The sequence below is a fragment of the Rhodohalobacter sulfatireducens genome, assembly GCF_022012475.1.
GTDB classification, from domain to species: domain Bacteria; phylum Bacteroidota; class Rhodothermia; order Balneolales; family Balneolaceae; genus Rhodohalobacter; species Rhodohalobacter sulfatireducens.
In genome coordinates this window covers 180284-205871 of sequence record NZ_JAKLWS010000006.1, presented here as the reverse complement: position 1 = coordinate 205871, position 25588 = coordinate 180284, and the positions used below count along the sequence as shown (strand labels likewise).

The 25588-nt window shown below is 40.0% G+C and carries 23 protein-coding genes and 1 rRNA gene; 15 read left to right on the top strand and 9 right to left on the bottom strand.

Translation table 11 applies throughout. The features are described 5' to 3' along the window. Positions 1–13: 13 nt before the first annotated feature. A 5S ribosomal RNA gene (gene rrf / locus L6773_RS07340) occupies positions 14–122 on the top strand. Between the two features lie 54 nt (positions 123–176). Here rrf and tgt read toward each other — a convergent pair. Beyond that, on the bottom strand, positions 177–1304 hold the full coding sequence (tgt, locus tag L6773_RS07335) for a tRNA guanosine(34) transglycosylase Tgt (protein WP_237853218.1): 1128 nt from the start codon (positions 1302–1304) through the stop codon (positions 177–179). Between the two features lie 156 nt (positions 1305–1460). Between tgt and L6773_RS07330 the strand changes: the two genes are divergently transcribed. Beyond that, entirely contained in the window at positions 1461–2186 is a 726-nt protein-coding gene (locus L6773_RS07330; RefSeq protein WP_237853217.1) for a polyprenol monophosphomannose synthase, read from the top strand. Between the two features lie 131 nt (positions 2187–2317). Here the strand turns inward: L6773_RS07330 and amrB are convergent, their stop codons facing one another. Together amrB and nth are read right to left on the bottom strand one after the other, a co-directional pair. Further along, a complete protein-coding gene (gene amrB, locus L6773_RS07325) occupies positions 2318–3547 on the bottom strand; it encodes an AmmeMemoRadiSam system protein B (RefSeq protein WP_237853216.1) in 1230 nt (409 codons plus the stop codon). Continuing rightward, positions 3534–4229, bottom strand: coding sequence for an endonuclease III (nth, locus tag L6773_RS07320; protein WP_237853215.1), 696 nt, complete (start codon positions 4227–4229; stop codon positions 3534–3536). Before nth ends, amrB begins: the two co-directional genes overlap by 14 nt. Before the next feature lie 289 nt (positions 4230–4518). Between nth and L6773_RS07315 the strand changes: the two genes are divergently transcribed. The 12 genes from L6773_RS07315 to L6773_RS07260 all read left to right on the top strand — a co-directional run bounded on the left by L6773_RS07315 (position 4519) and on the right by L6773_RS07260 (position 19158). Beyond that, on the top strand, positions 4519–5751 hold the full coding sequence (locus L6773_RS07315) for a spinster family MFS transporter (protein WP_237853214.1): 1233 nt from the start codon (positions 4519–4521) through the stop codon (positions 5749–5751). Between the two features lie 30 nt (positions 5752–5781). Further along, entirely contained in the window at positions 5782–6930 is a 1149-nt protein-coding gene (locus L6773_RS07310; RefSeq protein WP_237853213.1) for a DUF368 domain-containing protein, read from the top strand. A gap of 147 nt (positions 6931–7077) precedes the next feature. After that, positions 7078–8067, top strand: coding sequence for a universal stress protein (locus tag L6773_RS07305; protein WP_237853212.1), 990 nt, complete (start codon positions 7078–7080; stop codon positions 8065–8067). A 455-nt stretch (positions 8068–8522) separates the two neighbouring features. Continuing rightward, positions 8523–8933: a helix-turn-helix domain-containing protein gene (locus L6773_RS07300; RefSeq protein WP_237853211.1), complete on the top strand. Its 411-nt coding sequence runs from the start codon at positions 8523–8525 to the stop codon at positions 8931–8933. Positions 8934–9122: 189 nt separating this feature from the next. Then, positions 9123–10313 carry an HlyD family secretion protein gene (locus L6773_RS07295; RefSeq protein ID WP_237853210.1) on the top strand — a complete coding sequence of 397 codons (1191 nt, stop codon included), beginning with the start codon at positions 9123–9125 and terminating at the stop codon, positions 10311–10313. 4 nt (positions 10314–10317) lie between these two features. Continuing rightward, a complete protein-coding gene (locus L6773_RS07290) occupies positions 10318–12516 on the top strand; it encodes a peptidase domain-containing ABC transporter (RefSeq protein ID WP_237853209.1) in 2199 nt (732 codons plus the stop codon). Positions 12517–12520: 4 nt separating this feature from the next. Continuing rightward, positions 12521–12874, top strand: coding sequence for a hypothetical protein (locus tag L6773_RS07285; RefSeq protein ID WP_237853208.1), 354 nt, complete (start codon positions 12521–12523; stop codon positions 12872–12874). Between the two features lie 33 nt (positions 12875–12907). Further along, positions 12908–13090, top strand: coding sequence for a hypothetical protein (locus L6773_RS07280; protein WP_237853207.1), 183 nt, complete (start codon positions 12908–12910; stop codon positions 13088–13090). A gap of 34 nt (positions 13091–13124) precedes the next feature. After that, positions 13125–13313: a hypothetical protein gene (locus L6773_RS07275; RefSeq protein ID WP_237853206.1), complete on the top strand. Its 189-nt coding sequence runs from the start codon at positions 13125–13127 to the stop codon at positions 13311–13313. A 1375-nt stretch (positions 13314–14688) separates the two neighbouring features. Beyond that, entirely contained in the window at positions 14689–16209 is a 1521-nt protein-coding gene (locus tag L6773_RS07270; protein WP_237853205.1) for a M16 family metallopeptidase, read from the top strand. Between the two features lie 46 nt (positions 16210–16255). Beyond that, positions 16256–18328 (top strand): M16 family metallopeptidase, encoded by a 2073-nt coding sequence (locus tag L6773_RS07265; RefSeq protein WP_237853204.1) that lies wholly within the window; start codon positions 16256–16258, stop codon positions 18326–18328. A gap of 308 nt (positions 18329–18636) precedes the next feature. Next, positions 18637–19158, top strand: a complete 522-nt coding sequence (locus tag L6773_RS07260) for a DinB family protein (protein ID WP_237853203.1) — start codon at positions 18637–18639, stop codon at positions 19156–19158. A 4-nt stretch (positions 19159–19162) separates the two neighbouring features. Here L6773_RS07260 and L6773_RS07255 read toward each other — a convergent pair whose 3' ends face one another. Further along, positions 19163–20218, bottom strand: coding sequence for a glycosyltransferase family protein (locus L6773_RS07255; RefSeq protein WP_237853202.1), 1056 nt, complete (start codon positions 20216–20218; stop codon positions 19163–19165). After that, positions 20215–21030 carry a UDP-2,3-diacylglucosamine diphosphatase gene (locus L6773_RS07250; RefSeq protein ID WP_237853201.1) on the bottom strand — a complete coding sequence of 272 codons (816 nt, stop codon included), beginning with the start codon at positions 21028–21030 and terminating at the stop codon, positions 20215–20217. Before L6773_RS07250 ends, L6773_RS07255 begins: the two co-directional genes overlap by 4 nt. Before the next feature lie 753 nt (positions 21031–21783). On the opposite strand from L6773_RS07250, the gene L6773_RS07245 reads away from it, so the two are divergent. Continuing rightward, positions 21784–22230 (top strand): OsmC family protein, encoded by a 447-nt coding sequence (locus tag L6773_RS07245; protein ID WP_237853200.1) that lies wholly within the window; start codon positions 21784–21786, stop codon positions 22228–22230. 6 nt (positions 22231–22236) lie between these two features. Here L6773_RS07245 and L6773_RS07240 read toward each other — a convergent pair whose 3' ends face one another. The 4 genes from L6773_RS07240 to L6773_RS07225 form a co-directional block, all read right to left on the bottom strand. Continuing rightward, positions 22237–22794, bottom strand: a complete 558-nt coding sequence (locus L6773_RS07240) for a hypothetical protein (RefSeq protein ID WP_237853199.1) — start codon at positions 22792–22794, stop codon at positions 22237–22239. Positions 22795–22918: 124 nt separating this feature from the next. After that, on the bottom strand, positions 22919–23557 hold the full coding sequence (locus tag L6773_RS07235) for a YceI family protein (protein WP_237853198.1): 639 nt from the start codon (positions 23555–23557) through the stop codon (positions 22919–22921). Positions 23558–23564: 7 nt separating this feature from the next. Further along, positions 23565–24170 carry a YceI family protein gene (locus tag L6773_RS07230; protein ID WP_237853197.1) on the bottom strand — a complete coding sequence of 202 codons (606 nt, stop codon included), beginning with the start codon at positions 24168–24170 and terminating at the stop codon, positions 23565–23567. Positions 24171–24249: 79 nt separating this feature from the next. Beyond that, positions 24250–25524 (bottom strand): hypothetical protein, encoded by a 1275-nt coding sequence (locus L6773_RS07225; RefSeq protein WP_237853196.1) that lies wholly within the window; start codon positions 25522–25524, stop codon positions 24250–24252. Positions 25525–25588: the final 64 nt, after the last annotated feature.

Below are 25588 nucleotides of genomic sequence, written 5' to 3'. Positions count from 1 at the left end.
CTTATGAAATTGATGAGGTGATTATCGCGCGGAGGCCCCACCCGTTCCCATCCCGAACACGGCCGTTAAGCTCCGCAGCGCCGATGGTACTCCAACCGGGGTAGAGTAGGTCGTCGCCTCATCCCTTTTTTTCCCCAACAAAGCCTCCAGTGTAACCCACTCGGAGGCTTTTTTTGTTATATCCTTCTCTCCACAACTTCCATCATACCGGGATACCAATCTGCAAAAGTACCGTCTTCAATTTTTTCACGAATAGTCTCCATCAACCACAAATAAAAGGTGAGATTGTGTTTGGAAGCCAGTTCAAGGCCAAGTAATTCTTCATTCCGAAACAGGTGATGAACATAACTCATTTTATAACGTTGACAAGCATCAGAGGGAAAGTCTGGATCAAGCGGTTTATGGTGATTCTTCCACTTGGCATTTCGAATATTAATCGTCCCATTTCTTGTGAACAGCATTCCGTTTCGAGCATTTCTTGTCGGCATCACGCAATCAAACATATCAATCCCTAATGCTACACATTGCAACAGGTTACCCGGAGTTCCGACGCCCATCAAATAACGAGGTTTTTCACGGGGTAGGAGATCGGTATTGTAATCGGTGACCTCATACATCAAATCTGAAGGTTCACCGACACTGAGTCCGCCAATGGCAAGTCCTTCAAAATCCAGCGATGCCATAAATTCGCTGGATTCTTTTCGCAGATCCTCAAACGTACCACCTTGAACAATCCCAAATTGCATTTGCTGATGGCCATAAAGCGGTTCCGTTTCTTCAAACTGTTTGCGTCCCCGTTCTGCCCAACGGTGTGTCAATCCCATCGACTCTTTTACATAGTCGTACTCAGCTGGATAGGGCGGACATTCATCCAGGATCATCATGATATCAGATCCCAATACACGCTGTGTATCCACTACATTTTCGGGTGTGAACAGGTGTTTAGATCCATCAAGATGACTTTGGAATTCAGCACCTTCTTCCCGCAGTTCACGAATATCAGATAAAGAAAAAATCTGGTACCCTCCGGAGTCGGTGAGAATGGGTTTATCCCATCCCATGAAACTGTGGAGTCCGCCGGCATCCTGCATAATATGATTTCCCGGCCTAAGATAAAGGTGATATGTATTTCCAAGTATAATTTGGGCTTTTACTTTATTCTTAAGATCATCTTGGTTGACAGCCTTTACGGTTCCAAGTGTACCAACAGGCATAAAAATTGGAGTTTCTATGCTGCCGTGATCCGTTTCCAGTAAGCCTTTTCGTGCCTTCGTTTTATCAGAAACTTTATTTAATTGGAACAAGAACGTTACCTATTTTAAGAGTTCAAATATTTTGCGTTAAACTACAATAAAAGATCTTCTTAATCATTTTGATTCAAGAGGGAAATGCATAGATTTAGCTTTCTCTCCGTTGGTGTTCTACGTATAAATAGTTCAATCTCCTTATTATTGCTCAGAATGAGTGACTCAATAGTTATAATTCCTACTTTCAATGAAGCCCATAATATTGGGCGAATGATCGATCAGATCCTTTCCCTAAGTATGGATATAGATATATTGGTGATTGATGACGGGTCGCCGGATGGAACTGCAGAGATTGTTAAAAGCAAAATAGAAGGCAATAATGAACGCATTTATTTGATTGAAAGAAATGGCAAGCAGGGACTTGGAACTGCGTACGTGAAAGGTTTTGAATATGCTCTTGATAAAGGATATACGTTCATTTGTGAGATGGATGCCGATTTTTCTCATAATCCTGAAGATTTACCACGTTTGATAGAAACAGTAAAATCGGGAGATTCGGATTTAGCTGTTGGTTCAAGGTATTCTGATGGGATTAGTATTGTTAACTGGCCGCTAAGCCGTTTAATTCTATCCTACTGCGCCAATCTTTACGCAAGAATGATTACAGGTATCCCGATTAAGGATACTACGGCCGGATTTAAATGCATCCACCGAAAAGTTTTAGAGGCATTGGATTTGGAACGGATCAGTTCAAACGGATATGCATTTCAGATTGAAATTCATTTTCGGGCATGGAAAGCTGGTTTTAAACTGAAAGAGGTATCAATCATCTTTAGAGAAAGAGAAGAGGGAGTCTCAAAAATGTCGAAATCGATTGTGAGAGAAGCAGTTTGGAGAGTGTGGAGCCTGAAATTTAAGTCACTGATAGGATCACTTTAATAGAGTTTTGTAATGCTTTGCCGTCCGAACGCCGATTTTCAGGGCAATAAAATTACCATTTTTTAAGATACCCATCTGACGGAAACCGCAACCATCCGAGGAGAACTCAATTCTATTTCTCAAAAATTCCACTAATACAAAATGGAACCGAAAGAGACCGCACTGTTTCGTTCTTTTTCATCCCACCAATAATAGTTCAGAAGCTCGCCTTTTTTATCAGGAAACATTCGCAGGTATGTGTAGAGTGGCGGAAATCCGCAAATTCGAGTGGAATCATAATCTTTTTTCAGATGATTCAGGAGTTCCCCGGGATTGCCAGTAACCGAAATATCGAGTAATTGTTTATCTGATTCTTCCACAGTTTCGCGAAGGGATGAAGCTGGTTCAGAGTCACCAAATTTCTGGCCTACGTGTGATAAGTCGCCACTGATTAACACCATCGTATCTTCATCTACAAAGGGTTTCAACTGGGTTGTAAAGATTTCAATTTTTTGCCCAAGATCTCCATCCTCCTTGTAGTAAAGATCATCGAAATTGGATACAAGAATTGGGACAATTTTAAAATCATGTGTCCAAATGGTGGAAGCGAATAGCAGGTGAAACTCAATACTGTGTTCAATCCTGTGAGCACGGTCTTTCAACGTAAACCCATTTTCAGGGCTTTTTTCGTTGAGAGATTCGATGAGATCGATATCCGGTATCAGCGACCGGCCCGGCATTTGGAATGCTTTTTTTGATCCGATAAATGGGAAGCCGTCGTAATATTTGTAGTAATAATCGGCATAATGAGAAGTTGCCAGGATGACAACCCTCTTCGGTTCTGAATTATTCAGATGGGCAAAAGCCTCTCCATACAGTTTTTTTCCAACCGAGAGTTCAATGTGAGGAGCATATAGCGCTTGGGGTGATTGATCGTAAAAACGTCCATTTTCTGAAATGATTTCTGAAACATACGTTTTTATCTCCTCCGGATCGTTGGGATAACTTTCGCCGGCTAACACGTGTGGACGAATATGACTTTTCTCGAAATCCACTTCCATTTGATCAGCAAAAAATCGGAAATAATCCGAGTGCAACGCCCGATGTTGGTCTAACAACTGGACAAAATCGAGTAAATTATCGTGGCTTATATTTCCATCTACCTGCTGATGAATGTGTTCAATACTGGTATCTCCATTCAGCATCTGAAGAAGTGGATGTATGTTGGCATCGAGAGCAAAATTCTTGGAGAGATATCCCATCGAGTCATGGAAGTATAACAGGTCCCTGCCTTTATCTTCAATAGGAATGATTTGAATATCCCCCCGGAGAGCCGGTACAGGATCAGTTTTGGAATGAAAAAGTTCTTTATTTCTCAGCATCAGCTTGTCCTCTCATTTTCCAGCATTCGCACTTCTTTCCGTATTTGATGCAGATCGGGTGATCCGGCGGTTCGGAAATTCGTGCTTTGCAGGCATTTCGCCCGTGATGAATAAAAAGATGTGAGACATCTGTCCAGGTCTCACGCGGAAAAAGCGCCATTAAATCCTTCTCAATTTTGTTGGTATTCTTTTTCTCTTTAGTTAATCCAAAACGATTAGAAAGGCGTTTCACATGTGTATCCACCACCACGCCTTCATTTTTTCCAAATGCATTGCCCAGAACTACATTAGCTGTTTTTCGAGCAGCCCCTCTCAGTGTTAGAAGCTCCTTCATCGTTTGGGGGACTTCTCCGTCAAATTCATCAACAATAATGTTGGAGGATTCTTTAAGAGATTTGGCTTTATTTCTGTAAAAACCGGTTGATCGAATCAGTTCCTCGAGATCTTCAAGGTCTGCTTTAGCCATAGCTTCCGGTGTAGGATAGGCCTCAAAAAGATCGGGAGTTACTTTATTAACCCTTACATCGGTGCACTGAGCACTTAAAATTGTGGCAATCAGCAGTTCAAATGGATTCCGGTGATCCAGCTCACATCGCGGATCGGGATAATATTCAAGGAGTTCATTATAGAGTTCAAGTGCCCGTTCTTTTTGTTTCTTTGATTTATTGGGGAGTTTAGCCACAGATCTATTTGATTATACTTTTCGATTATCGGTCAATCACTCATCATAACGAATGCAGGTAGAGTATTTAACCAATCCGCTATTTAATTTAATTCCAAATCGAAGTTCGTAAAACAACACCGTCTCTTCAAATCTTAAACTCAATTCATTTTGAACTTATCTGCAGACATGTCTTAAATATTTATATTCTATACCTGCTTTCCCAGACGATGATGATAAAAAGTTTGTAAGCACATGCTATAAATGTGTAAACTCACACCGATCAATAGATTGTTGAATAAAATTCCTTATGAGTAAGAAAGCCACCTACGGCACCGTACTATTATTTACACTCATCTATGTGCTCAGTTTTGTTGACCGGCAGATTGTAGCCGTCCTGGGGGTTCAAATCCGGAATGCGCTGCAACTCAGCAATTTTCAGATCGGTTTGCTTTATGGCCCCGCTTTTTCTTTCATCTATGCCGTTGCGGGAATTCCAATGGGGCGTCTTGCAGACAAAACTTCCCGTAAGGGGATGATTTGCCTGGGTCTCTTTATCTGGAGTTTTATGACTGTAGTAAGTGGTTTTGCGGCCTCATTCTTCTTTTTGGTTACCGCGAGATTGTTTGTTGGTTTGAGCCAGGCAATGCTGAGTCCCGCCGTATATTCCTACCTTGCTGATACATTTTCTCATCAAAAAAGAGCAACAATTTTTTCCTTTTATACAGGTGGCATATTTATCGGAGTGGGGTTGTCATTTTTAGTCGGCGGATCGATCTCAATGGCGTATGACTGGAGAATGGCTATGGTATCTGTTGGAGTTCCGGGATTGATTATCGCTCCAATCACCTGGTGGTTTTTAAAGGAGCCGAAACGTCCAAATCAAAAAACTGAAGTTGAGAACAACACATTTTCAGAGATCGCCGAACTACTCAAGAAAAAAACTATTCGGTGGCATTTAATCGGGTTTTCCAGCCTCGCTTGTACCGGCTACACACTTCTCGCATTTGTAGGAAATCTGTTTAGTGATACATTTAATCAACCCGAACTCATTCCAAAATTCGGGTGGTTCATGATGGGCGTGGCCGTAACCGTTGTACTTTCCGGGCGAGTGGCAGATTGGTTGGCCAAAAGAAAACCGGAGTATCGTTTTTTGATGGGTATCGCAGCAGCGCTGGGTGGTCTGCCGTTCTATCTTTTTGGTTTGTTTCAGCCCAATCCTACCACTGCATTTATCTGTGTGGGCATTGGAGTTTTGATCTCCTCCTCCTATAATGGCGTGGCCGCAGCACTGCTTCAATATTTTGTTAGAAGCGATCAGCGAGCGCTGGCCGGCGGAGTGTATCTTTTTGTGATAAGTATTGCCGGATTTGGATTAGGACCTCCTGTGGGTGGATGGCTGATTGACACTGTTTTTTCAGGTCCGTACGCCGTATCATATTCGTTTATTACAATCACGATATTTTGCAGTACATTAGCCACAATTTCATTTGTGCAGGCGATGAAAACCTATCATCAGGATGTTGTGCCGACTGATTGTTAAAAAATTAAATATTCATAAATACCGATAGATTTGAACGCAGATCAAACAGATTCAAGTGAACTACAGCAGGATGTGACCTCATGGAAGGAGTCACCATTTTTAATCATCAAAGGTTTTTTGATGGGTTCTGCCGACATAGTACCCGGCGTTAGCGGTGGAACAATGGCATTGATAACCGGGATTTATGACCGGCTGATTTTTGCCATTAAAAGCGCGGATTGGACAGCCGTTAAAACAGCTTTGTCGTTTCAATTCAAAAAGTTTTTTGAGCACTTTCACTGGAAGTTTTTTCTGCTGTTATTCTCGGGCATTTTTCTCGCCGTAATCTTTTTTACCAGGATTGTTCCGCTCCAGGTATATATGTTTACCCATCCCGAAATTGTTTATGGACTATTTTTTGGATTGATTGTTGGGTCGATTTACCTGTTAATGGCAGAGGTTAAAAAAGCAGAGAGAACACCTGTTAACTTTTTATACCTGGTTGCGGGAGCACTGATCGGTTTTTGGGTGGTGACTTTGGTCCCGGCTGATACACCAGAGTCTTTTTGGTTTGTGTTTCTGTCGGGCTCCGTGGCCATTTGCGCTATGATTTTACCCGGAATATCGGGGTCTTATCTGTTGCTAATTTTCCGAAAGTATGATTACATCCTGTCTCAACTTGGAGCGATCGGGACAATTGATACAGTTCAGGCACTTTTAAATTTGGTACCATTTGTTATCGGAGCTTTGGTTGGGATCATACTATTTTCCAGGCTTTTATCATGGCTGCTGAAGAACTTCCACACGGCTACATTAATGGTACTCATTGGGTTTTTGGTTGGATCACTGTACGTAATTTGGCCGTACCAAGACCGAACATTTGAAGATCATGTTCGGGAAATAGAGATTGTTGAGATGACGGACCCAATCGTAGAGGAGTTACAGCAGCGGGATTCGATACCGCCGGGTCCTGAATATAAACGTCTCGGGGAGGTAGAAAATCCTGATGCGATGTTCGACCGATTAAAGCGCGTTGAGATTGAAACAGTATCGAGAAAGCTGGTTTCCAGTCAGCCGCATTTTCCGGGATTCAATTGGCCGGAAGAGGATGAAACGATCGACCTATATGGCGGACTTTCAGGTATGGCGATTGGCCTGAGCCTGATTGTAGGAATTGCTTACCTTCGCAAAAAAAGTTAAAAAAGATAGATAAGCGATTCTTCCCCAGTGTTTTATGTCGTTGAAGTTTGATTTTATTTCTTTATTTAGAAAATGAAATTGTTAAAGAAATCAACACATTTTCTGTATTTTAAAGTATAATCTATCATCAAAAATATTGGTGCAATCATGCTTACATTTAAAAAGATTTTAGTACCAACAGATTTCTCCGCGGGATCAGAAAGAGCCTACTCAGTTGCTCAAAATATTGCTGATACATTTGGCGGGGTAATTGATTTCATTCATGTTGTACCTACCCTTACATATTTGAATGAAAGTATCAAGAGAATTGGCTTGCCCCTGGATATGGACAAGGATATTTATCCACAGATTATAGATGAGTCTGAGCTGAAACTTGAAAAGGCGATGGATCAATATCTGAAGGATAAGAACAAGGGAAAACATATTACAAAAATTAACCGGCGGCCGTCTTACGCAATTTCTGAGTATGCCCATAAACATGACTATGACCTGATTGTTATCGGCTCAAAAGGCAAAGATGAAACGAAAATGATTCGGGGTGGAACCACAGAGCGCGTGATTCGCCGATCGAAAGTTCCGGTATTTTCGGTAGATGATCGTTTTGACAAGAACAAAGTGAAAAATGTGCTGGTGACTACGGATTCATCCAACATGTCTCTGGTAGCATTTCCGCTGGCTGTGGCTATTGCAGATGCATTTAAAGCAAAAATCACCTTGATGCACGTTGTAGAACTCTACGGCAGTATCTCAGAAAATCTTCCCAAGAATATAAACAAGGGAGAACTGGTGTCCATCTATGAGGGGATTATCGAACGGGTGAACCGGTTCCTTTCTGACAAAGGCCTGGAAAATGTACATGTTCAGCGAACCGGTGTGACCTATGAAGATGAAGTGATTATTACCGACGGAGAGAACAGCCGTTCCATCCAGCTCTCAACCATTGTTGAAAAAGGCATTTCCGCGCACTATGAAATTGAAGCCTATGCTTCTGAAAAAGCCGATATCGTGATGATGGCAACACACGGCCACAGCGGGTTTGCCCACCTGATTCTCGGTTCTACGGCCGAAAAAGTAGCACAATACGTGAAAAAACCGGTCATTACCATCCGGCCCGATGAAGATGAGTTTGAGGATTAACAGACTAATATTTAGAGATTTATTTTAATATTTCTGTATTTATCATTGCCAAAGTGGTGGTGAATGTCCTTCTGCTGAAGTTTCTTGTCAAAAAGCTTTCAATTTTTGGCCGTGATAATTCTATGTAGCTCAGTAAATGAGGAAACCATATTCGAATAAACCTATCTATGAAGTTTGTTTTCCATGAAACATTCATTCATAAAAAAGGATTCTCGCCTGTTAAATTCGATGAGCTATAGTTCTTGCCTTTCTCTTGATCTAAAGATGCCAAGTATCTCTCATCTTAAAACTATTGTCTAACGAGCGTTTCTCCTTGTTTATGATATTGCTTGTAATTTCAATTTCATCAAATTTATTGTTCTATTTATCAGCAGCAAATAAAAAAACTGTAAGGGATTTATTTTTTTCGGTTCATATTAATAAGGGGAAACTATTCATCATAAAAAGAACTAATTATGAGTAAGCTTAAAATTATTAATAAACACGTTGAGCGCTATAAAAACCAAAAATTAAAATCACCGGGGAAAGCTTGGCCATTCGATATTCGAGATGCCTTGATTTGCGTAAACAAACATATTTTTGATCCCAACTATTCAGTAAAAACTATGCGGGATCTTTGTAATCTATCTGACACAAACTTTTCTTCCAGATTCCGTCATTATGTAGGAATGACACCAAGAGAGTACATTACATTTCACCGAGTTCAATCCGGTATGATGTTATTTCGTAATAAAAAATTAAAACATGTACGGGTTAGTGAAATTGGCTTTACTGTTGGTTATGAAAACCCTTCTTCCTTTACGATGACTTTTAAAAGATATACTGGCCTATCGCCCAAAGAATGGAAAAGAGTACAAATGCAATAAATTGTGTAGAGATATTTTAAGAGAAAAGTGAAAAAAATTTCTTTTATATCTGTTTGTTTTCTTTTAGAAAATTTAGGGGACTGTTATCACAACCTGGCGTTATTGAAAAATAAACGTCTAGGGTCACGCAAATAGGTAATGGTTCCTGCCAGAGAGCTAAATTTTTCAGATAAGCAAAAATTTACTTAAATGAAAAATCAACTATTTCCAAAGGAGATCATTGAGAATTCACAGCAAGCCAATTTTGCGAAGCACTCACTGAAGTCTAAAGTTATTTATTCGACTATCGTTGTGTTTTTGATTGGTATACTTTTTCTTCTGCCATTCACTGATGTAGATGTCGGGGTTCGCAGCACGGGAGTGGTTCGACCCATCACGGAGTTGGTACAGATTAGGGCTCCGGTATCAGGTAAGATACAGGTACTGAATGCCATGGATAACAGTACTATCAGGCGAGGTGATATTTTTGCAACAATTGAATCGCCCGAACTATCTGAAAGACTTCGCTTTAATGAAGAACGTCAGCAGGAGATCTCCATTTACCTTGATGATCTTGACGCTCTACAGCGTGTAGATTCACTAACTATAAATATCACATTAGAATTGAAATCTCCCCGTTACCGGCAAGCCTGGCTGGAATTCAGACAAAAACTTCTCAATCAACGACAGGAGATCAACCAATTAGACAGGCAACTTGAAAGGAAAACTATTCTTTTCGATAAAGATGCTATTAGTCAATCAGCACTGGAAGAGACTCAATATTCACGGGATGCTGCAGTAAATCGCTATAAGCTCCTTTTGGGACAGCAACAGAATAAATGGAAAGAAGAGGAGATTACTTTTCAAAATGAACTTGATCAGCTCGGATCAGAACATATTCAGCTAAGTGAAGAGTTAAGTCGAACTGAGATCCGATCGCCTATTACAGGCACAGTTCAAAACAGTGACGGAATTCTACAAAACAGTTTTGCCTATGCAAATCAGGTGATGGGGGAAATTTCGCCGGATACCAGCCTGGTTGCTGAAGCTTATGTTTCTCCAAAAGATATTGGTCTCTTACAGCCAGGTATGCCGGTACGAATGCAGATCGACGCATATAACCAAAACCAGTGGGGAGTACTAACCGGTAGAATTAAAACAATCTCTAAAGATGTGATGATGAATGAAGACCAGCCACTATTTAAAGTTCGATGCACTCTCGATCAAACATTTTTAGAACTAAAAAACGGCTTTAGGGGTGATGTTAAAAAGGGGATGACGTTCCAAGCTCGGTTTATAGTTAGTCGCCGGAGTCTTTTTCAGCTTCTATATGATAATATGGATGATTGGTTGAATCCATCATGGGGAGGAAATGAGCAAATGTCACAAAAAGGAAGTTAAAGTCATGAAAAAGCGAAAGTTTGGTATCAAACAACACGATATAACCGACTGTGGAGCCGCCTGTTTGGCTTCAGTAGCGGCTCACTTTGGCTTACAAATGCCCATATCTAAAATTAGACAGTATGCTTCAACAGATAAAAAAGGTACAAATATTCTTGGTATGATAGAAGCGGCGGAAAAACTTGGGTTATCTGCCAAAGGTGTGAAGGGTGAATTTGAAAGCCTATTTAAAATTCCTACACCAACCATTGCACACGTAGTTGTCAAGGAAGTGCTTCACCATTTTGTGGTGATTTATAATACGACTGACAAATACATCGAAGTGATGGACCCAATGGACGGAAAGTTACATAAGATTCCACATGAAGAGTTCAAAGAGCAATGGACAGGTGTATTGGTATTGATAACACCATCTGGGAATTTTGAAAAGGGAAACGAAAAAGTATCCATCACAAGCCGGTTATGGTTTTTGCTCAAACCACATTGGACTGTTCTCTTACAAGCATTGATAGGGGCGGCAGTTTTTACCATTGTTGGTCTCTCAACAGCCATTTTTGTTCAATTAATTGTGGATTATGTTCTTGTCGACGGGAACCGTAATCTTTTGAATTTGCTGGGTATAGGCATGATTCTGCTACTGCTGTTGCAGATTTTTATAGGTGTAGCCAAAACAGTATTTGTTCTGAAGACCGGACAATTGATCGATGCTCGGCTCATTCTTGGGTACTATAAACACTTGCTTAAACTCCCGCAACGGTTTTTTGATACAATGCGCGTAGGAGAGATTATATCCAGGATCAACGATGCCGTGAAAATCCGGGCATTTATCAATGATGTAGCAATTAATATCATTGTAAATATCTTTATTGTACTTTTTTCATTCGGACTGATGTTTACCTATTTCTGGAAACTTGGTTTGATTATGCTCGCCATTATTCCTGTCTATGCACTGGTTTATTTCATTACAAATCAGATCAATAAGAGAACACAGCGTAAACTGATGGAAGATGCTGCAGACCTGGAATCTCAGCTTGTTGAATCGCTGAATTCAGTCTCAACCATTAAACAATTTGGCCTGGAAGATTTTGCCAATATGAAAACTGAAACTCGGTTTGTGCAGTTACTGAAAACAGTCTATCGTTCTGGTCTGAACTCTGTTTTTTCAGGGAATGCATCTCAGTTTACCTCCAAAATTTTTACAATTATTCTACTATGGGTGGGTGCTGGTTTTGTGCTTCAGGGTGATATCACGCCTGGTGAACTTCTCTCATTCTACGCAATTATAGGATATTTCACAGGCCCGGTAAGCGAACTGGTAGGTATGAATAAAACGATACAGGATGCCATGATTGCTGCTGACCGCCTATTCGAAATTATGGATCTTGATAAGGAGGAACAGGGACAGAATGTTGCACTAAAACCAGAAATGATCGGTGATATCCGGTTTAGTGACGTTCATTTTAGATACGGCTCTCGGGTTGACGTGTTTAAAGATCTTAATTTGGTAATCCCTAAAGGAAAAGTAACAGCTTTTGTGGGCGAGAGTGGGTCAGGTAAGACTACACTGGTTAATATCCTGCAGAGAATGTACCCGATTGAATCGGGACGAGTTACTATAGGAGATATAAATTTGGCTCATATCGACACAAGAAGTTTGAGGGATATGATATCGGTGGTTCCCCAGAAGATCGACCTATTTAGTGGTAATGTGATCGATAATATTGCAGTGGGAGCGTTTGATCCGGATATGGAGAAAATTCTACATATCTGTAAAACACTCGGCATCCTCTCATTTATAGAAGATCTGCCCAACGGATTTGAAACGCATCTGGGTGAAAATGGAGCTGCTCTCTCAGGTGGCCAAAAACAACGTATTGCCATTGCCAGGGCACTTTATAAAGATCCGGAAATCCTGATATTGGACGAAGCAACCTCATCACTCGATTCAGCCTCTGAACAGTACGTCCAAGATGCGGTGAGCTACCTTCGTGATGAGGGAAAAACAGTGATCCTTATTGCTCACCGTTTCAGCACCGTTTTTATGGCCGATAAGATCAGTGTACTTGAAAAAGGTAAACTTGTCGAGGAGGGAGCTCACAAAGAACTTCTATCAAACAAAAGTCACTATTACCGGTTGTGGCAGAATCAGTTTCCATTTTTGAATGGAGAATTAAATTCAGCGAAACTTCAACCTCAATCATAAGACTATGGCACTTTATGATTACCTAAACCGCATCAGGAGATTAGATGCTCTTATTCGTCAAAAAAGAACAGGTTCTCCCAAAGAACTTGCCGAAAAACTGGACATTTCAGAGCGTTGGCTCTATATCTTTTTAGATGAACTAAAGACTGAATTGGATTGCCCAATCCGGTATGACCGAAGGAGACAAAGTTATGTCTATAAAAAACCCGGGAAAGTAGTCATTGGTTTTAGAAAAGAGATGAAAAAATGGGAATTGAAAACGGTTAGTGGAGGGAAAAAGTCAAGATTGTTTTCTCACTGTATGTATAAGTGCAGTGGCTTGGATTATACTATGAATGCAGCCAAAAAGTTTGGTTGATTTAAATAAACTTCAAATAAATCATTTGTTATTATGGAAAAGTTAAAAATATTAAGATCGAATGAAATGCAGAAGATAAGTGGTGGTGGATTTCTATCTGGAGCACTAGGTGCACTTGCCTTATCAGCGCTTTATGATGTGATTTCTAATCATGAAGCCTTTGTAAAAGGGTTCAAAGAGGGATTCGAAAATAATACACCGGAAGCTTATAAATAAATTATAATTTAAATATTTTAAAACCATGATTACTTTGAAGCAAAATGGACTGGAAAATCTAAACAAAAATGAGTTAATGATGATTTATGGAGGAGAAAACGTACCAGGTACGTTTGCTGATGAAATTGGTACTTTCCTCGGCGCTATGTGGGCTGGTATTTTTACATCGCATAGAACTAGAGCTGAGGGACAAATTCTTGCAACTCAACAAAAATACGATTGATCGTAAAACAGCACCCGACATAAATATTAACTGTTTACTGACAGACTTGGTTATTATTTTACCAAGTCTGTCTGCATTTAATAAATCTATTTTAAACATGAAATTTTTAAATAAATATCTGAAAGTATTTATCATTGGTTTAGTTGTGAGTATTGCTTACTCAATTTTAGCCAATCATAGTAGTGAAACTATTAATTTGTCCTCTCTAGTTCTTGACATACAGCATCCAGTGGTTGCGGTTTCTTTAACAGCTCTGTTTTATCTATTTAATAGATTAAAGACTTAAAACCTTGAATCTAGACATATAAAATCATTTGAAGCAAAAGCTTCAAGTTAATAATCTGTAATTACTTGTCTTTATCGATTTTTTTAAAGTAGATTACTATTCCACACCCGATACATGTAAGAATAATAAGGTATTCACGACCATCTTTTTCAAAAAAAAACTGTAAGGGATTCACTTTTTTCGGTTCATAATAGTGAGAGTGATGATATTTTGAATCAAAAAATGATGAATGGATAGAATACAATTGACATCCGAGATATTTATTCACAACAAAAAAGTGTCTGAATGAAGAAAGATTACATAATAATCTTTTTAATATATCTCGTTTACCTTGGGTACTACTATTTTTTTGCAGAAGATTTTCTAAATAAATTTCTGACCTCTTCCATCATAGTCATTGGGGTAGGTTTTGGAATTTATTTTTTCCCAGAAGAAAAGATGAGACGCAAAAGTAAATTTCAAAGGATTAAATCCTTTCTGGTATTTCTCGGGATCATCATCCTGTTAACCCTGGCTATTGATTATCTATATCCTTTTATAAAAGGACGTTTTATTGATCTTTTATCGTAACTAAATACTGATAAGAAACAAATTTATCCGGGGCAACAAGAGTAGAACGAATCGATTTTAATTTATAGGTATGGATAGTCTATTTATTTTTTATCTCCCTATTTTTATGGTGACATATTTGGCATTCTACCTTCTAGATGGAAAGATAAAAAAAAACAATCATTCATATATTCAAGGAATATTACTCAAAATTGTACTCTATGTGTTGTTGTTACTGCTAATATTACAACTTATTTATTGGTTTTTTTTACCTGGTTATAACTATACGGGAAGTTAATTTGACTTGGATTCATACTGAACCAAAACAGAATAAAATTCGTACTTGTTTAGGATAATATTAAACTTTTTCAATGGATTTGTGTTTTTAAATAAGTTCAGAGATTTTAATGGTTCAAGTGAAGACGTTGAGCGCAAAATTTCAATACAATTCTATTTGATATCATGTTAAATCTTAAGAAAGTGGCATATCCCTGCAATAGGTTTATACGATTTATAACTACAAACAAAACAAACAGTAATATGAGAAAGATTGGTACAAAACTCCTGGCTCTGTTTTTAGTGGTAGCACTATTACCGGCTATCGCAGACTCCCAGGATCTCGAAAGCTTCGAAGAAAACGTAACTGAATTTACACTCGACAACGGCCTCAAATTTATTGTGGTAGAACGACCGGTTGCACCGGTTGTGAGTTTTGTAACCCACGTGGATGTTGGAGGAGCTAATGAACCCATTGGTCATACAGGTATGGCTCACATTTTTGAGCATATGGCATTTAAGGGGACAGACTACATTGGTACTACAAATTGGGAAGAAGAGAAAAAAGTAATTGAAGAATTAGATCAAGTTTATCAGCAGTGGCTGCAGGAATCGTACAGACCGTCACCTGATTCTGTGAGGTTAGAACAACTTTGGACTCAGTTTACTGAACTTCAGGAAGAGGCGGAACAATATGTAGTCAATAATGAATATTCTCAAATAATTGATAGAAATGGTGGAACCGGAATGAATGCCGGTACCGGGGCAGATCTCACAATCTATTATTACAGCCTGCCAGAAAACCGCATGGAATTATGGTTTTCCCTGGAATCAGATCGGTTTAAAAACCCTGTATTTCGGGAGTTTTATAAAGAAAAGGAGGTGGTACGTGAAGAGCGAAGGTCAAGTGTTGAATCGCAACCCCTTGGACGACTCATTGAAGAATTTCTTGCTGTAGCCTATACAGCTCATCCCTATGGCAGTCCGGTGATCGGATGGAATTCTGACATAACGGCAACGACTATAGAAGATGCCCGAGAGTTCTATAATACTTATTACGTACCCAGTAATATTACGATTGCTATTGCAGGTGATGTAGACGCTAATGAAGTACGAGAAATGGCAGAAACATATTTTGGTGATTTGGAAGAAGGCCCGGAAGCTCCACCTGTTTATACAAAGGAGCCGGAGCAAAGAGGTGAACGACGTTTTAGCATTCAAGGTCAATCGCAACCAATTTTATTGATGGGCTATCATACAGTTGCCCAGGATCATCCGGATGCAAAAGCCCTTGAAATTTTGGGGTCTATTATTTCAAGCGGTCGTACTTCCCGACTCTATAAAAGATTGGTTGAGGATGAGCAGCTTGCTTTGACGGTACAAGCCTTCAATGGATATCCGGGCACAAAATTCGAAACCATGTTTTTAACATATGCACTGCCAAATCAAGGTGTGGAAGTAGATACACTTGAAAATGCAATTCATGAAGAGATTCAAAAAGTTAAAAATGGAGAGTTAACCCAACAGGAACTCCAACGGGCAAAGACAAATGCGAGGGCTAATTTAGTTCGGTCCCTTGATTCAAACAGTGGATTGGCACAGGCTTTTGCTATTACTGATGGACAACAGGGTGATTGGCGAAAAGTCTTCACAGATATAGAGGAACTGAATGAAGTTACCCTGGATGATTTACAGCGAGTAGCAAATACCTACTTCACTGAAGATAATCGTACTGTCGGAACCATTGTAAACCAAGATAATGAGGAGGTTGCAGATGCGAACTGATAAACAATTATCACCTGATTCTTTAACTAAAAATATCTCTGGCATTATGAAAAGAGTTGTCCTTCTGTGCTTGTTTTTTACTCTGATAAACTCAGTACTCAATGCACAAAAAACATATGATGAACTGGAATTTCCCGAACTCAATGAGTTCCAGGTACCTGAAGTGGAAACATTTACGTCTGATAATGGAATTACATTTTTTCTGCTTGAAGATAGTGAACTGCCGCTGATAGATCTTAGTGTAATCATTAAAACCGGCGGTGTTTTGGATCCGGCTGATAAAGAGGGATTGGCATCAATAACCGGTACGGTAATACGCTCAGGAGGTTCGGAACTACATTCTGCAGATTCCTTGAATGTAATGCTCGAAAACAGGGCTGCCAGTATGGAAACGGGAATCGGTTTTTCATCGGGAAGTGCAAGCATGAACGTCCTGAAGGAAGATTTTGATGAACTCTTACCCGTGTTTATCGATCTGTTGAAAAATCCTTCATTTCCGGAGGATAAAATTGAACTGGCAAAAACTCAGACTAAATCCAGCATCTCCAGGAGAAATGATGATGCCCAGCAAATTGCTTTTCGCGAGTTTCGTCGTTTGATATATGGGAAAGATTCGGTTTATGGACGGAATGTTGAATACGAAACCGTTAATAATATTACACGTGACGATATTATTAATTTTCATAACAATCATTTCGTTGCCGAGAATATGATGGTTGGTATTGTTGGAGACTTTGAGGCATCTGACATGCGTGAAAAGCTGGAGGATGCTTTTAGTAGCATTCCTTCAGGTGAAGAAACACCTCTTAATTTTCCTGAACTAAGTGATGAGTCGGGGAGTTCAATCAACTTTGCAAACAAGTCCGATGTAAATCAAAGTGTTGTTCTTATGGGGCATCTTGGTGGCTTAAGGGATAATCCTGACTACGCTGAGATCCAGGTTATGAATAATGTGCTCAGCGGAGGTACATTTTCCGGACGGTTGATGCAGGTTGTTCGTACTGAAATGGGACTGGCATACTCAGCGTTTGGCCAGTACAGTATGAATACATTTTATCCGGGAATTTTCTATGCCGGTGTAATGACAAAGAGTGAAACTACTGCAGAAGCGATTGATGCAATTATCGAACAAATTGAGCGATTGCAAAATGAACCGATATCGGAGGAGGAGTTACAAAGTACAAAAGACTTGATTCTGAATTCGGCCATATTTGAGTATGACAGTTATGAGGAGATTCTTAGCCAACAGATCTCTAACGAATACCGAGGACTTTCTGACGATGCTTTTCAACAGTACCTCAACGAAGTTCGTGAGACAACAATTGAAGATGTTCAGAGAGTTGCTCAAGAGTATTTGAATCCTGATCAGTTAAACATTCTGGTTGTTGGTAATGAAGAACAAATTGGTGATCAACTTCAAAAATACGGCGATGTGAATGAAGTGGATATCTCTATTCCTCAACCGGGCGGAACAGATGAAGAAAGCGTAGCCGGTGATGCTGTAGCCGGCCGGGAATGGATTAATAGAATGGCAAGTGCAGTTCTTCCAAACGGACCAGTAGACGGCGAGTTGGTTTATGAAGCTCAGAATACTGTAAAAACTCCTCAGGGTGAAATGAATTTAGACCTGGTTCAAACCATCAACTTCAATACGGATAAGTTGGTGGCTGATGTCACCATGCCGATGGGCCAGGTAACCATGCAGATTGAGGATGGAGAAGGCTCAATGCAGATGGGCGGAAATGAAATGCCAATGCAGCCTGCACAGAAGCAACAGTTAATGGCTGAGTACCATCGACACCCTGTCTATCTTGCGCTCAACAGAGATCAGTTAAATGTTGAGTATTTGGGGATGGAAGAGATGGAAGGACAAGAGTTGGCTCACATCCGCGTTGAGGCAGAGCCGACACTACACCTGTATCTTGACCCTGAAACATCCTACCCAATAGTGAGAACTTACCGACAGTTTGATCCCCAGGCGGGCGAGCAGGTAGAAGTTAAAGTGGTATCGAGCGATTGGAGAGAAGCCGACGGAGTTTTGATACCATATGAAACGATCTCATATGCAGGTGGCGAGCAGAATGCGGTTACAAATGTTTCGACACATTCCGTTGAATAATAAATGTGATTTTGATAATAAAATGTTGATCATTGCACTACCCCTCTTGCCAGCCCTCGAAAAGGGTGTGTAATGAGGGGTAATCTAGTCACCGATAGGGAAAAGGCTCTGTTGATCAGGGCCTTTTTTATTATTTTGAAACAGGTACAAGTCATCGGATGAGTAAATTTGTCTTTAGCTATCGTTCCACTTTCAATATACTCATCCGATGACTCCAATGAGTAGATTTACATGTTATCTAAAAACTGTATTGATACACTCATACGCTGACTTTTGAACTCTAATATTCATGAACCCTTAATGATATTATGAAGATCGAACATAATGAATATGGCGAATTTTATGCACGCTATATAAAACTTAGTAATAATGTACCGCTTGAAGATCAGCTTCGGTCTAATGCACAAGAGATGAAAAATCTTTTTCAAGGGTTATCTGATGGTGATGCAATGTATCGATATGGAGAGGGAAAATGGACCCTAAAACAGGTCTTTGGCCACATTATTGATACAGAGAGAATCTTCAACTACCGGGCACTATGCCTTGCCAGGGGAGAGTCGAAACCGCTGCAGGGATTTGACCAGGATCTCTACATGAAAGAGACAAATTTCAACGAACAGTCATTAGATCAGCTCCAAGAGCAGTACGATGCCACCCGACAAGCAACTCTTGCTCTCTTCTCAAATTTCACGGAAGAAGAGCTTCTCAGAAGAGGCACAATTAGTGAGTTCTCATTTACGGTGAGAGCAACCGGTTATGTGATCACCGGCCATGAGCTCCATCACCTGAATATTATTAATGAAAAATATCTGCCGGGAATTGGCGAGTAACGTGCTAAACTGTTAAAAATGGCCTGCTTACTTCTTTTTCAAGAAGATCTTCGGATTGAATGGGGCTCTGTTGTTTTATCCCCAGTTTTATGAGCAGATCAACTAACTTTGAGGTATCGGCAATTTCTGAAAGCTCTACTGCGGGAGTTTGATCCACCCAATTCCGTAGTATGTCTACGAAAGATTCATCCACTTTTCGAATAGTCTGAACCCCCATTTTTTTCAAGGCTGCTGCGTTGCAATACTGTTCATACTGGTTAGATATTGGTATTGCAAGCAGCTTTTTCCCAAGGAACATCGCCTCGGCACAAGTTTCAAATCCGGCCCCTGTAATCACCCCAAAACTGTTTTTCATGCTGTCCAGGAACGTTTTGTTTCCAACCGGGTTAACCGTCACATTCATCACATTATATGAATTCTCGCATGCAGGTGAAAAAATGTGCCATTCAACTTCCGGCACCCTAAGAAATTTTTGAAGTAATTTTTGATGATTAAAAGCAGGCAGGTAAACGGTAACATGAGAACCTTTTTTTGGAGAGAGCGACCGAACATCTCTGCGGATAATGGGAGGTAGGATGAATGAATCGTACATTTTAAAATGAAAACCAATGTGTGTCGTACAGGGTGCAAAATGTTTCAAGATTTGTTCGCCAATCACAGATCGTTTTGCCGGCCGGGGAGACTTTTCAGAGACAAATGATGCCTGATGACTGAGTGCAATCGAGAAAACATTTTTTTGTTGAGAAACCCAGGCTGTCACCGGTTCAAAATCGGAAACGATTAGGTTGTACTCTTTTACGTTTAAGGCCTGGATATCGCGAACAAATGTGATAGGCTTGAGGTTGAGTGCAGTTTTCAGGTAAGAAACGCTGCCTTCAGAATCATATGTAAGGCTGATTCCCCTTTTCTGAATCACATCAATATCTTCCAGGTTCATGCTACAGTTATAGCCGCTTACCAGTACATCCACATCTGCTTTTTGGGAGAGAATCGGGATAATTTCCCGCGCTCTGCTAATGTGACCATGACCCGTTCCCTGTATTCCATAAAGTATTTTCATTTGATATAAACCTGTGAATTACGTTTGTGAGAGCGGATCAACTTTTCGATGCGTTCGTCCTGGGCAAAATCCTCTTCTCTGAATTTGAACATGCTCCATTCGTCTCCATCAAACTCAAGGGCGGTTAGATTCTCTACCCAATCTCCCGAATTCATGTAAATAACTGAGCCTTTTTCATTTTCATAACCCCTGATTTTGGGTTGATGGATATGCCCGCAGATCACATAGTCATATCCCTGGTCGATGGCGAGTTCAATTGCCGTAGTTTCAAAATCCTCAATAAACCGAACCGCCTTTTTTACACTGTTTTTAATCTTCTTGGAGAGCGACAATTTCCCACGGCCAAACTTTTCAGTGATTCTGTTGATGATCCTGTTTAGCAGAATCAACAAATCGTAGCCTTTCCCACCAATTTTGGCTACCCACTTGCTGTGCTTCATGGTGATATCAAAAATATCTCCGTGGAAAATCCAGACTTTTTCTCCGTTCAATTCAAGAATCAGCTTATCCCGAATAAAGAGGGGCCCCAGTTGCAGGCTGGATACTTTTCTGAGAACTTCATCGTGATTTCCGGTCAGGTAGTATATGTCGGTACCGTTGGTCATCATGGTTAACATCGTCCGAAGAACCATCATGTGAGATTCCGGCCAGTAATACTTTCTGAAATTCCACACATCCACAAAATCACCGTTTAAAATCATGATTTTTGGATCGATGGAGTTCAGGTATTGAAGCAGTTCAAGTGCATGGCAACCAACGGTTCCAAGATGTATGTCTGATAGGACAACAATGTCGATCGGTCTTTTTATCATGGTAGATGATGTTTATTTAGAATAAAACCATCGAATGTTATTTGAGGATGTTCCAATTGTTAGCTTTTGATGACCAGATTGTTAAGAAATCGTTTCTAGTGATACCTCAACCGGTATTTGAAAGGATCATTTGAATAATGAAGAGTTTGGCTTTCTGGAAGAACTATTCTGTCATCTACAAGACAATTCTGCACTTGATCTAAGTTTTTGGCAATGGCAAAGGGGAACAACTGACTTTTCACTTCACACTTGACCAGTTGGGAATGGACTCATTTTTTGAACGCTTTAGCGAAAAGCGATCCCGAAAGCTGTTCTGGGAAAAGGGGGATGGCCTTGTGAACATTGATTGGGTCGGATATCTGGAAAAATTCTCAATATCACGTTCTGGTTATACCCCCATTGCCTCCTTCCCCCGCAGGAATCCCGATGGGAGAAAAAAAGTTCCTAGGATAAGTCTTAGAGGGCTTTGAAATACTGGGGGTATTTCGACTTCCCCGACGGTTCGGGGCAGGCTGCTCCACTGCGCTCAATAGTACGTCAGTTTGAGCGCCCCAAAGGGATCCCTCGGGACAATGAGGAGGTACGATCCCGACTACTTGGGAAAAATAAATCTTTGTTTCTGCAAAGCCCTCTCTTAACCGAAGAGGCGTCATTAAGTATAATTGTACGTGATTTGAATCTATCGTTATATCCAATTCAAAATTAAATTGTATTATTGCCAAACGACATCAACAGTAATAAACAAAATTTAATATGTCAGATTCAGACAAGAAGAAAATTGTTCATTTTCATTTAGGAGAAGAGAACTATAAAACAGTTATGACAGCCGGTAAGCATGAGTTAATTGCCGATGAACCGGAACATGTTGGCGGCAAAGATGAGGGGCCGGATCCGTATGACTATCTTTTAATGTCGCTTGGTTCTTGTACTGTCATAACGTTAAAGATGTATGCCGACAGAAAAGAGTGGCCGGTTGAAGATATTTATGTTGAAATGCGGCACCATAAAGCTCATGCTGAGGATTGTGAAGATTGTGACGACCCCAAAGCCCGCATTGATAAAATTGAAAAAGACTTGATAGTGAAGGGAGATTTAAGCGAAGAGCAATTGAACCGGCTACTTGAAATCTCTAAAAAATGTCCGGTTCATAAAACAATGTTGAATGATGTGGAAATTATTTCAACAGTTGAAAAAAAATAGCGAGGTTTATTCGACAGATACACTTATCGGCTGAATACCTATCAGTAACTGGACATATTTACTTTCGGGAATCTTCAAGCTTGGGAATTCATTTGCCTTAGCATCACAAAAATCTAAAAAACAGGATTTTTGTGATGATGGGAGACCTGCAAACTCATTTCGAAGAGATTCTTTAAAATAGCCAATATTCAACCACGTAAACGGATTGTTGAAGGTGGAATAAACAGCTATCCATCTTGGATAGTTCTCAGTTGATATTTCCTCCAAATTCAATTGTGAAGTAGCTTCCACCTCTTGAACTTCAAGTTTATATTTCTTCGCAATTGTTTGAGTCAATGAAGCTACATCCTGCTTCGAGTCGTAACTTTTTTCTTTGAGACTGGAATTACCGGTAAATTCATTTTTTTCATCCGTTCGAATTGTTGCTACAATTTCCGGATTTTCAAGATTTGAAAAACTTTGAATATGAAAGTTTAGATTTTCTTTTTCGATCTTTTTCGATAGAGCTTTTAGTACCTGGCCTACAGAAATCACGGAACATCGATAGGTTTTCTTCTGTTTCATGTAATCTGGCAAAATGGAAAGTTCAATTACATTTCCCGATATGTGATATTTCCAACAGTTTGACTTATAGAGATCCGATTGTTTACGAATCTCATCGATCCATTTTTTTAACATCTCTCTTACTCTATATATTTCTGGGTTTGGCAATCAGATCAAAATTAACGGTGAGTTCCTCGTTAGCCCGAATTAATCCCATCAAAGCAGTGGGAGGTTCAACGCCAAAGTCAGTCATATTAATTGTAGTACCACCCCGTGCACGTACACTTCCCGAATTTATATAGTACGCTTCCGTCGTAAATTTAATTTCCTTTGTGGTACCTGCTATGGTTAACAATCCTTGAACCTCAAGTTGAAATCCATCGTCCGGGTTCTCCGGTTCGCTTAACAACTCAGCACTTTGATACAGGAAACTGATCTGAGGATATTTTTCTGCTTGTAGTGCTTTTTGCAGATCCTGGTTCATTTTTCGTTTACCGCATTCTATACTGTCAACCTGAATATCTACCTTTATCGATAATATTTGGTTTTCTACAGGTGCAACATTTTCCAATGGGTCTTCCTCTTGTGGAATTGTTGCTTCGCCATCATATTCTTCAGCCTGGCATTCAAATTCATTTACATTGGAACTACCCTCAATCCACAACCTGCTTTCACTTAGCGGTACAAACGTCGATTGAAATGAAAAAACTTCCCCCACACCAGCCAGTAAAAAACTGACAAGAAGTAAGTATTTAATAAATGTTATGGATAGGAAGTTTTTCATATTCTAATTATACACCTTCTTGGCCAAAGTTTACGTTAAATTCTACTCTAAATTCGTCTTTAGAACGGATGGTTCCAAATACAGCAGTGGGTGGATCGATATTAAAATTAGTCATCAGTAGTTCCTGAGCCCCTGAAAATTGAATTCCACCATCCGTTAAATCTGCAGTTACTTGCATTTCCACTGGGTTGTCTGAACCTGCAGCATTTACCACTCCTGATGCAGTAATCAATAGTGAGCCGTTCTGTTCAGTTATGTCTGTAACGTTATTCAACTGGAAAGTGATATTCGGATAGTCATCTCCTTTTAAGTATTTATGAATATTACTGGTTAATCCACCAGATTCAGATTCAATCTGCTCAACAGGTATTGTTAGAGTTAAACTTTGAAAGTTCTCTGCAGTTAAATTTTCAGCAGTTAAGTTTTCAATATTTTGTAATGTCAATGAACCACTTACTTGATTTACGGCAGCATCCCATTTTTTAATGTTGGAATCACCATAAATGTGCATCTCTTGAGCACCTTGTGTATTAAGGGTCAAACTTTGTCCTAATGCGGGTCCTGCTATAAAAAAGAGGAGTGCTAAAACGGATATTATTCGTTGAGTAAGCATGAGTTTAAAAATTTAAGATAACAGGGCTACTTTTAAAGCAGCCCTGTTTGGGGTTAAGTTTATTTAGTTCTTTTTCAATTTAGAAACTTACAACAGCTTCAATATTAATTCCACTGAATTCGGCTCCAGCATATGGCCCTGAGAAGTTATCGTAGGATTGAGTTACGTACTCAAGTTTGGTCAATACGTTCTTGGTTAAGAACCATCCACCGCCAATATTTACTCGGGTGATGTCGATGTCACCATCGCTAATGTGCTCACCTGATACGGCATTATAACGTCCGCCGATGTAAAAATCTTCTGTGGCTCCAAATCTGTAGAGGAGTTCAGCACCCAGTTGGGTAAAAGATCGTGAACTTGATTCGGTTTCAATCTGTCCGGATACGTTTTCAAAGACACCAAAGAATTCAAGGCCACCAATTTTTACGAATGGGTTTATCATAATCGAGGTCATTTCACCGGCTGCCGGTTCTGAACCACGTCCTGGAGTAAAGGTAGGTGAAAATCGTCCTGCTCGGAAGTTGCCAGGAGTAATAACGTTATAATATCTTGACCCGGCACGGTCACCTGAGTAGAGATAAATGGATCCATTTTGGGAAACTCTGAATAGAGATCCTGTTAATCGAACACGAACATTGTCATTTATCTGGCTGTCGTAACCAACTTTAGCGAGGAAGGAAGGTTTTGCTTTAATTGGGCCTTCAACTGTGCTTTGATTCAATTTACCATTGGTCAAGCCGATCATACCGAAAATAGGGCCATTATAAAGATACACTTCTCCACCAACTTCTGTTGTGAACGAATCCATAATGTAGTTACCAACAAAAGGGTTGTGGATCGTTGCACCGTTGTCACTTCGTCGGAAGTGAGTGTCGCCGTAGTTGTTTTCCATATGACCAACTTTAACCCGCACGTGATCGCTCAATCCTGACAGAAATCCTTCTTCGATAAAATCAAAAGTATCGATTTGCAGATATCCACCTTTTACCCAAGCTTCGGCATGGTGCTGAGAAGAAAGATAGGTTCTCAGGTGCATTCTTAATCCCGGTGCAAGAGCCACATCAAAATCGAGGTTGGAAGTGGCAAGGTTGAAATTTGATTCCAATTCGGCGAGGTCACCGGCATCATTGTCGTGGTTGATTCCCTGGAACTGCAAGGTGTTGGAACCACCAAGTCGAATGTTAACTCCGTCGAAATCAATATCTGTAGTGAATGGAGCTTCAAATTCATTCAGTCCTGTTTGATCAGGAGCTACATAGTATTGAAGATCTCTTGAATCCTGAGCCTGTAGACCCATGTTCACAAATAGTAAAGCGAATATAAATGTTGTTATGGTTGTTGTTAAAGCTTTCATAATTTTTTTAGTCATTATTATTGTTGAAGATGATCTTTTTCATCTGTTTAACCGTTACTCGGTT

Coding starts and splice junctions, on each gene's coding strand:
- L6773_RS07330 (WP_237853217.1), top strand. CDS start 1,461: ATGAGTGACTCAATAGTTATAATTCCTACTTTCAATGAAGCCCATAAT.
- amrB (WP_237853216.1), bottom strand. CDS start 3,547: ATGCTGAGAAATAAAGAACTTTTTCATTCCAAAACTGATCCTGTACCG.
- L6773_RS07315 (WP_237853214.1), top strand. CDS start 4,519: ATGAGTAAGAAAGCCACCTACGGCACCGTACTATTATTTACACTCATC.
- L6773_RS07305 (WP_237853212.1), top strand. CDS start 7,078: ATGCTTACATTTAAAAAGATTTTAGTACCAACAGATTTCTCCGCGGGA.
- L6773_RS07300 (WP_237853211.1), top strand. CDS start 8,523: ATGAGTAAGCTTAAAATTATTAATAAACACGTTGAGCGCTATAAAAAC.
- L6773_RS07295 (WP_237853210.1), top strand. CDS start 9,123: ATGAAAAATCAACTATTTCCAAAGGAGATCATTGAGAATTCACAGCAA.
- L6773_RS07290 (WP_237853209.1), top strand. CDS start 10,318: ATGAAAAAGCGAAAGTTTGGTATCAAACAACACGATATAACCGACTGT.
- L6773_RS07285 (WP_237853208.1), top strand. CDS start 12,521: ATGGCACTTTATGATTACCTAAACCGCATCAGGAGATTAGATGCTCTT.
- L6773_RS07280 (WP_237853207.1), top strand. CDS start 12,908: ATGGAAAAGTTAAAAATATTAAGATCGAATGAAATGCAGAAGATAAGT.
- L6773_RS07270 (WP_237853205.1), top strand. CDS start 14,689: ATGAGAAAGATTGGTACAAAACTCCTGGCTCTGTTTTTAGTGGTAGCA.
- L6773_RS07265 (WP_237853204.1), top strand. CDS start 16,256: ATGAAAAGAGTTGTCCTTCTGTGCTTGTTTTTTACTCTGATAAACTCA.
- L6773_RS07260 (WP_237853203.1), top strand. CDS start 18,637: ATGAAGATCGAACATAATGAATATGGCGAATTTTATGCACGCTATATA.
- L6773_RS07255 (WP_237853202.1), bottom strand. CDS start 20,218: ATGAAAATACTTTATGGAATACAGGGAACGGGTCATGGTCACATTAGC.
- L6773_RS07250 (WP_237853201.1), bottom strand. CDS start 21,030: ATGATAAAAAGACCGATCGACATTGTTGTCCTATCAGACATACATCTT.
- L6773_RS07245 (WP_237853200.1), top strand. CDS start 21,784: ATGTCAGATTCAGACAAGAAGAAAATTGTTCATTTTCATTTAGGAGAA.
- L6773_RS07240 (WP_237853199.1), bottom strand. CDS start 22,794: ATGAAACAGAAGAAAACCTATCGATGTTCCGTGATTTCTGTAGGCCAG.
- L6773_RS07235 (WP_237853198.1), bottom strand. CDS start 23,557: ATGAAAAACTTCCTATCCATAACATTTATTAAATACTTACTTCTTGTC.
- L6773_RS07230 (WP_237853197.1), bottom strand. CDS start 24,170: ATGCTTACTCAACGAATAATATCCGTTTTAGCACTCCTCTTTTTTATA.
- L6773_RS07225 (WP_237853196.1), bottom strand. CDS start 25,524: ATGAAAGCTTTAACAACAACCATAACAACATTTATATTCGCTTTACTA.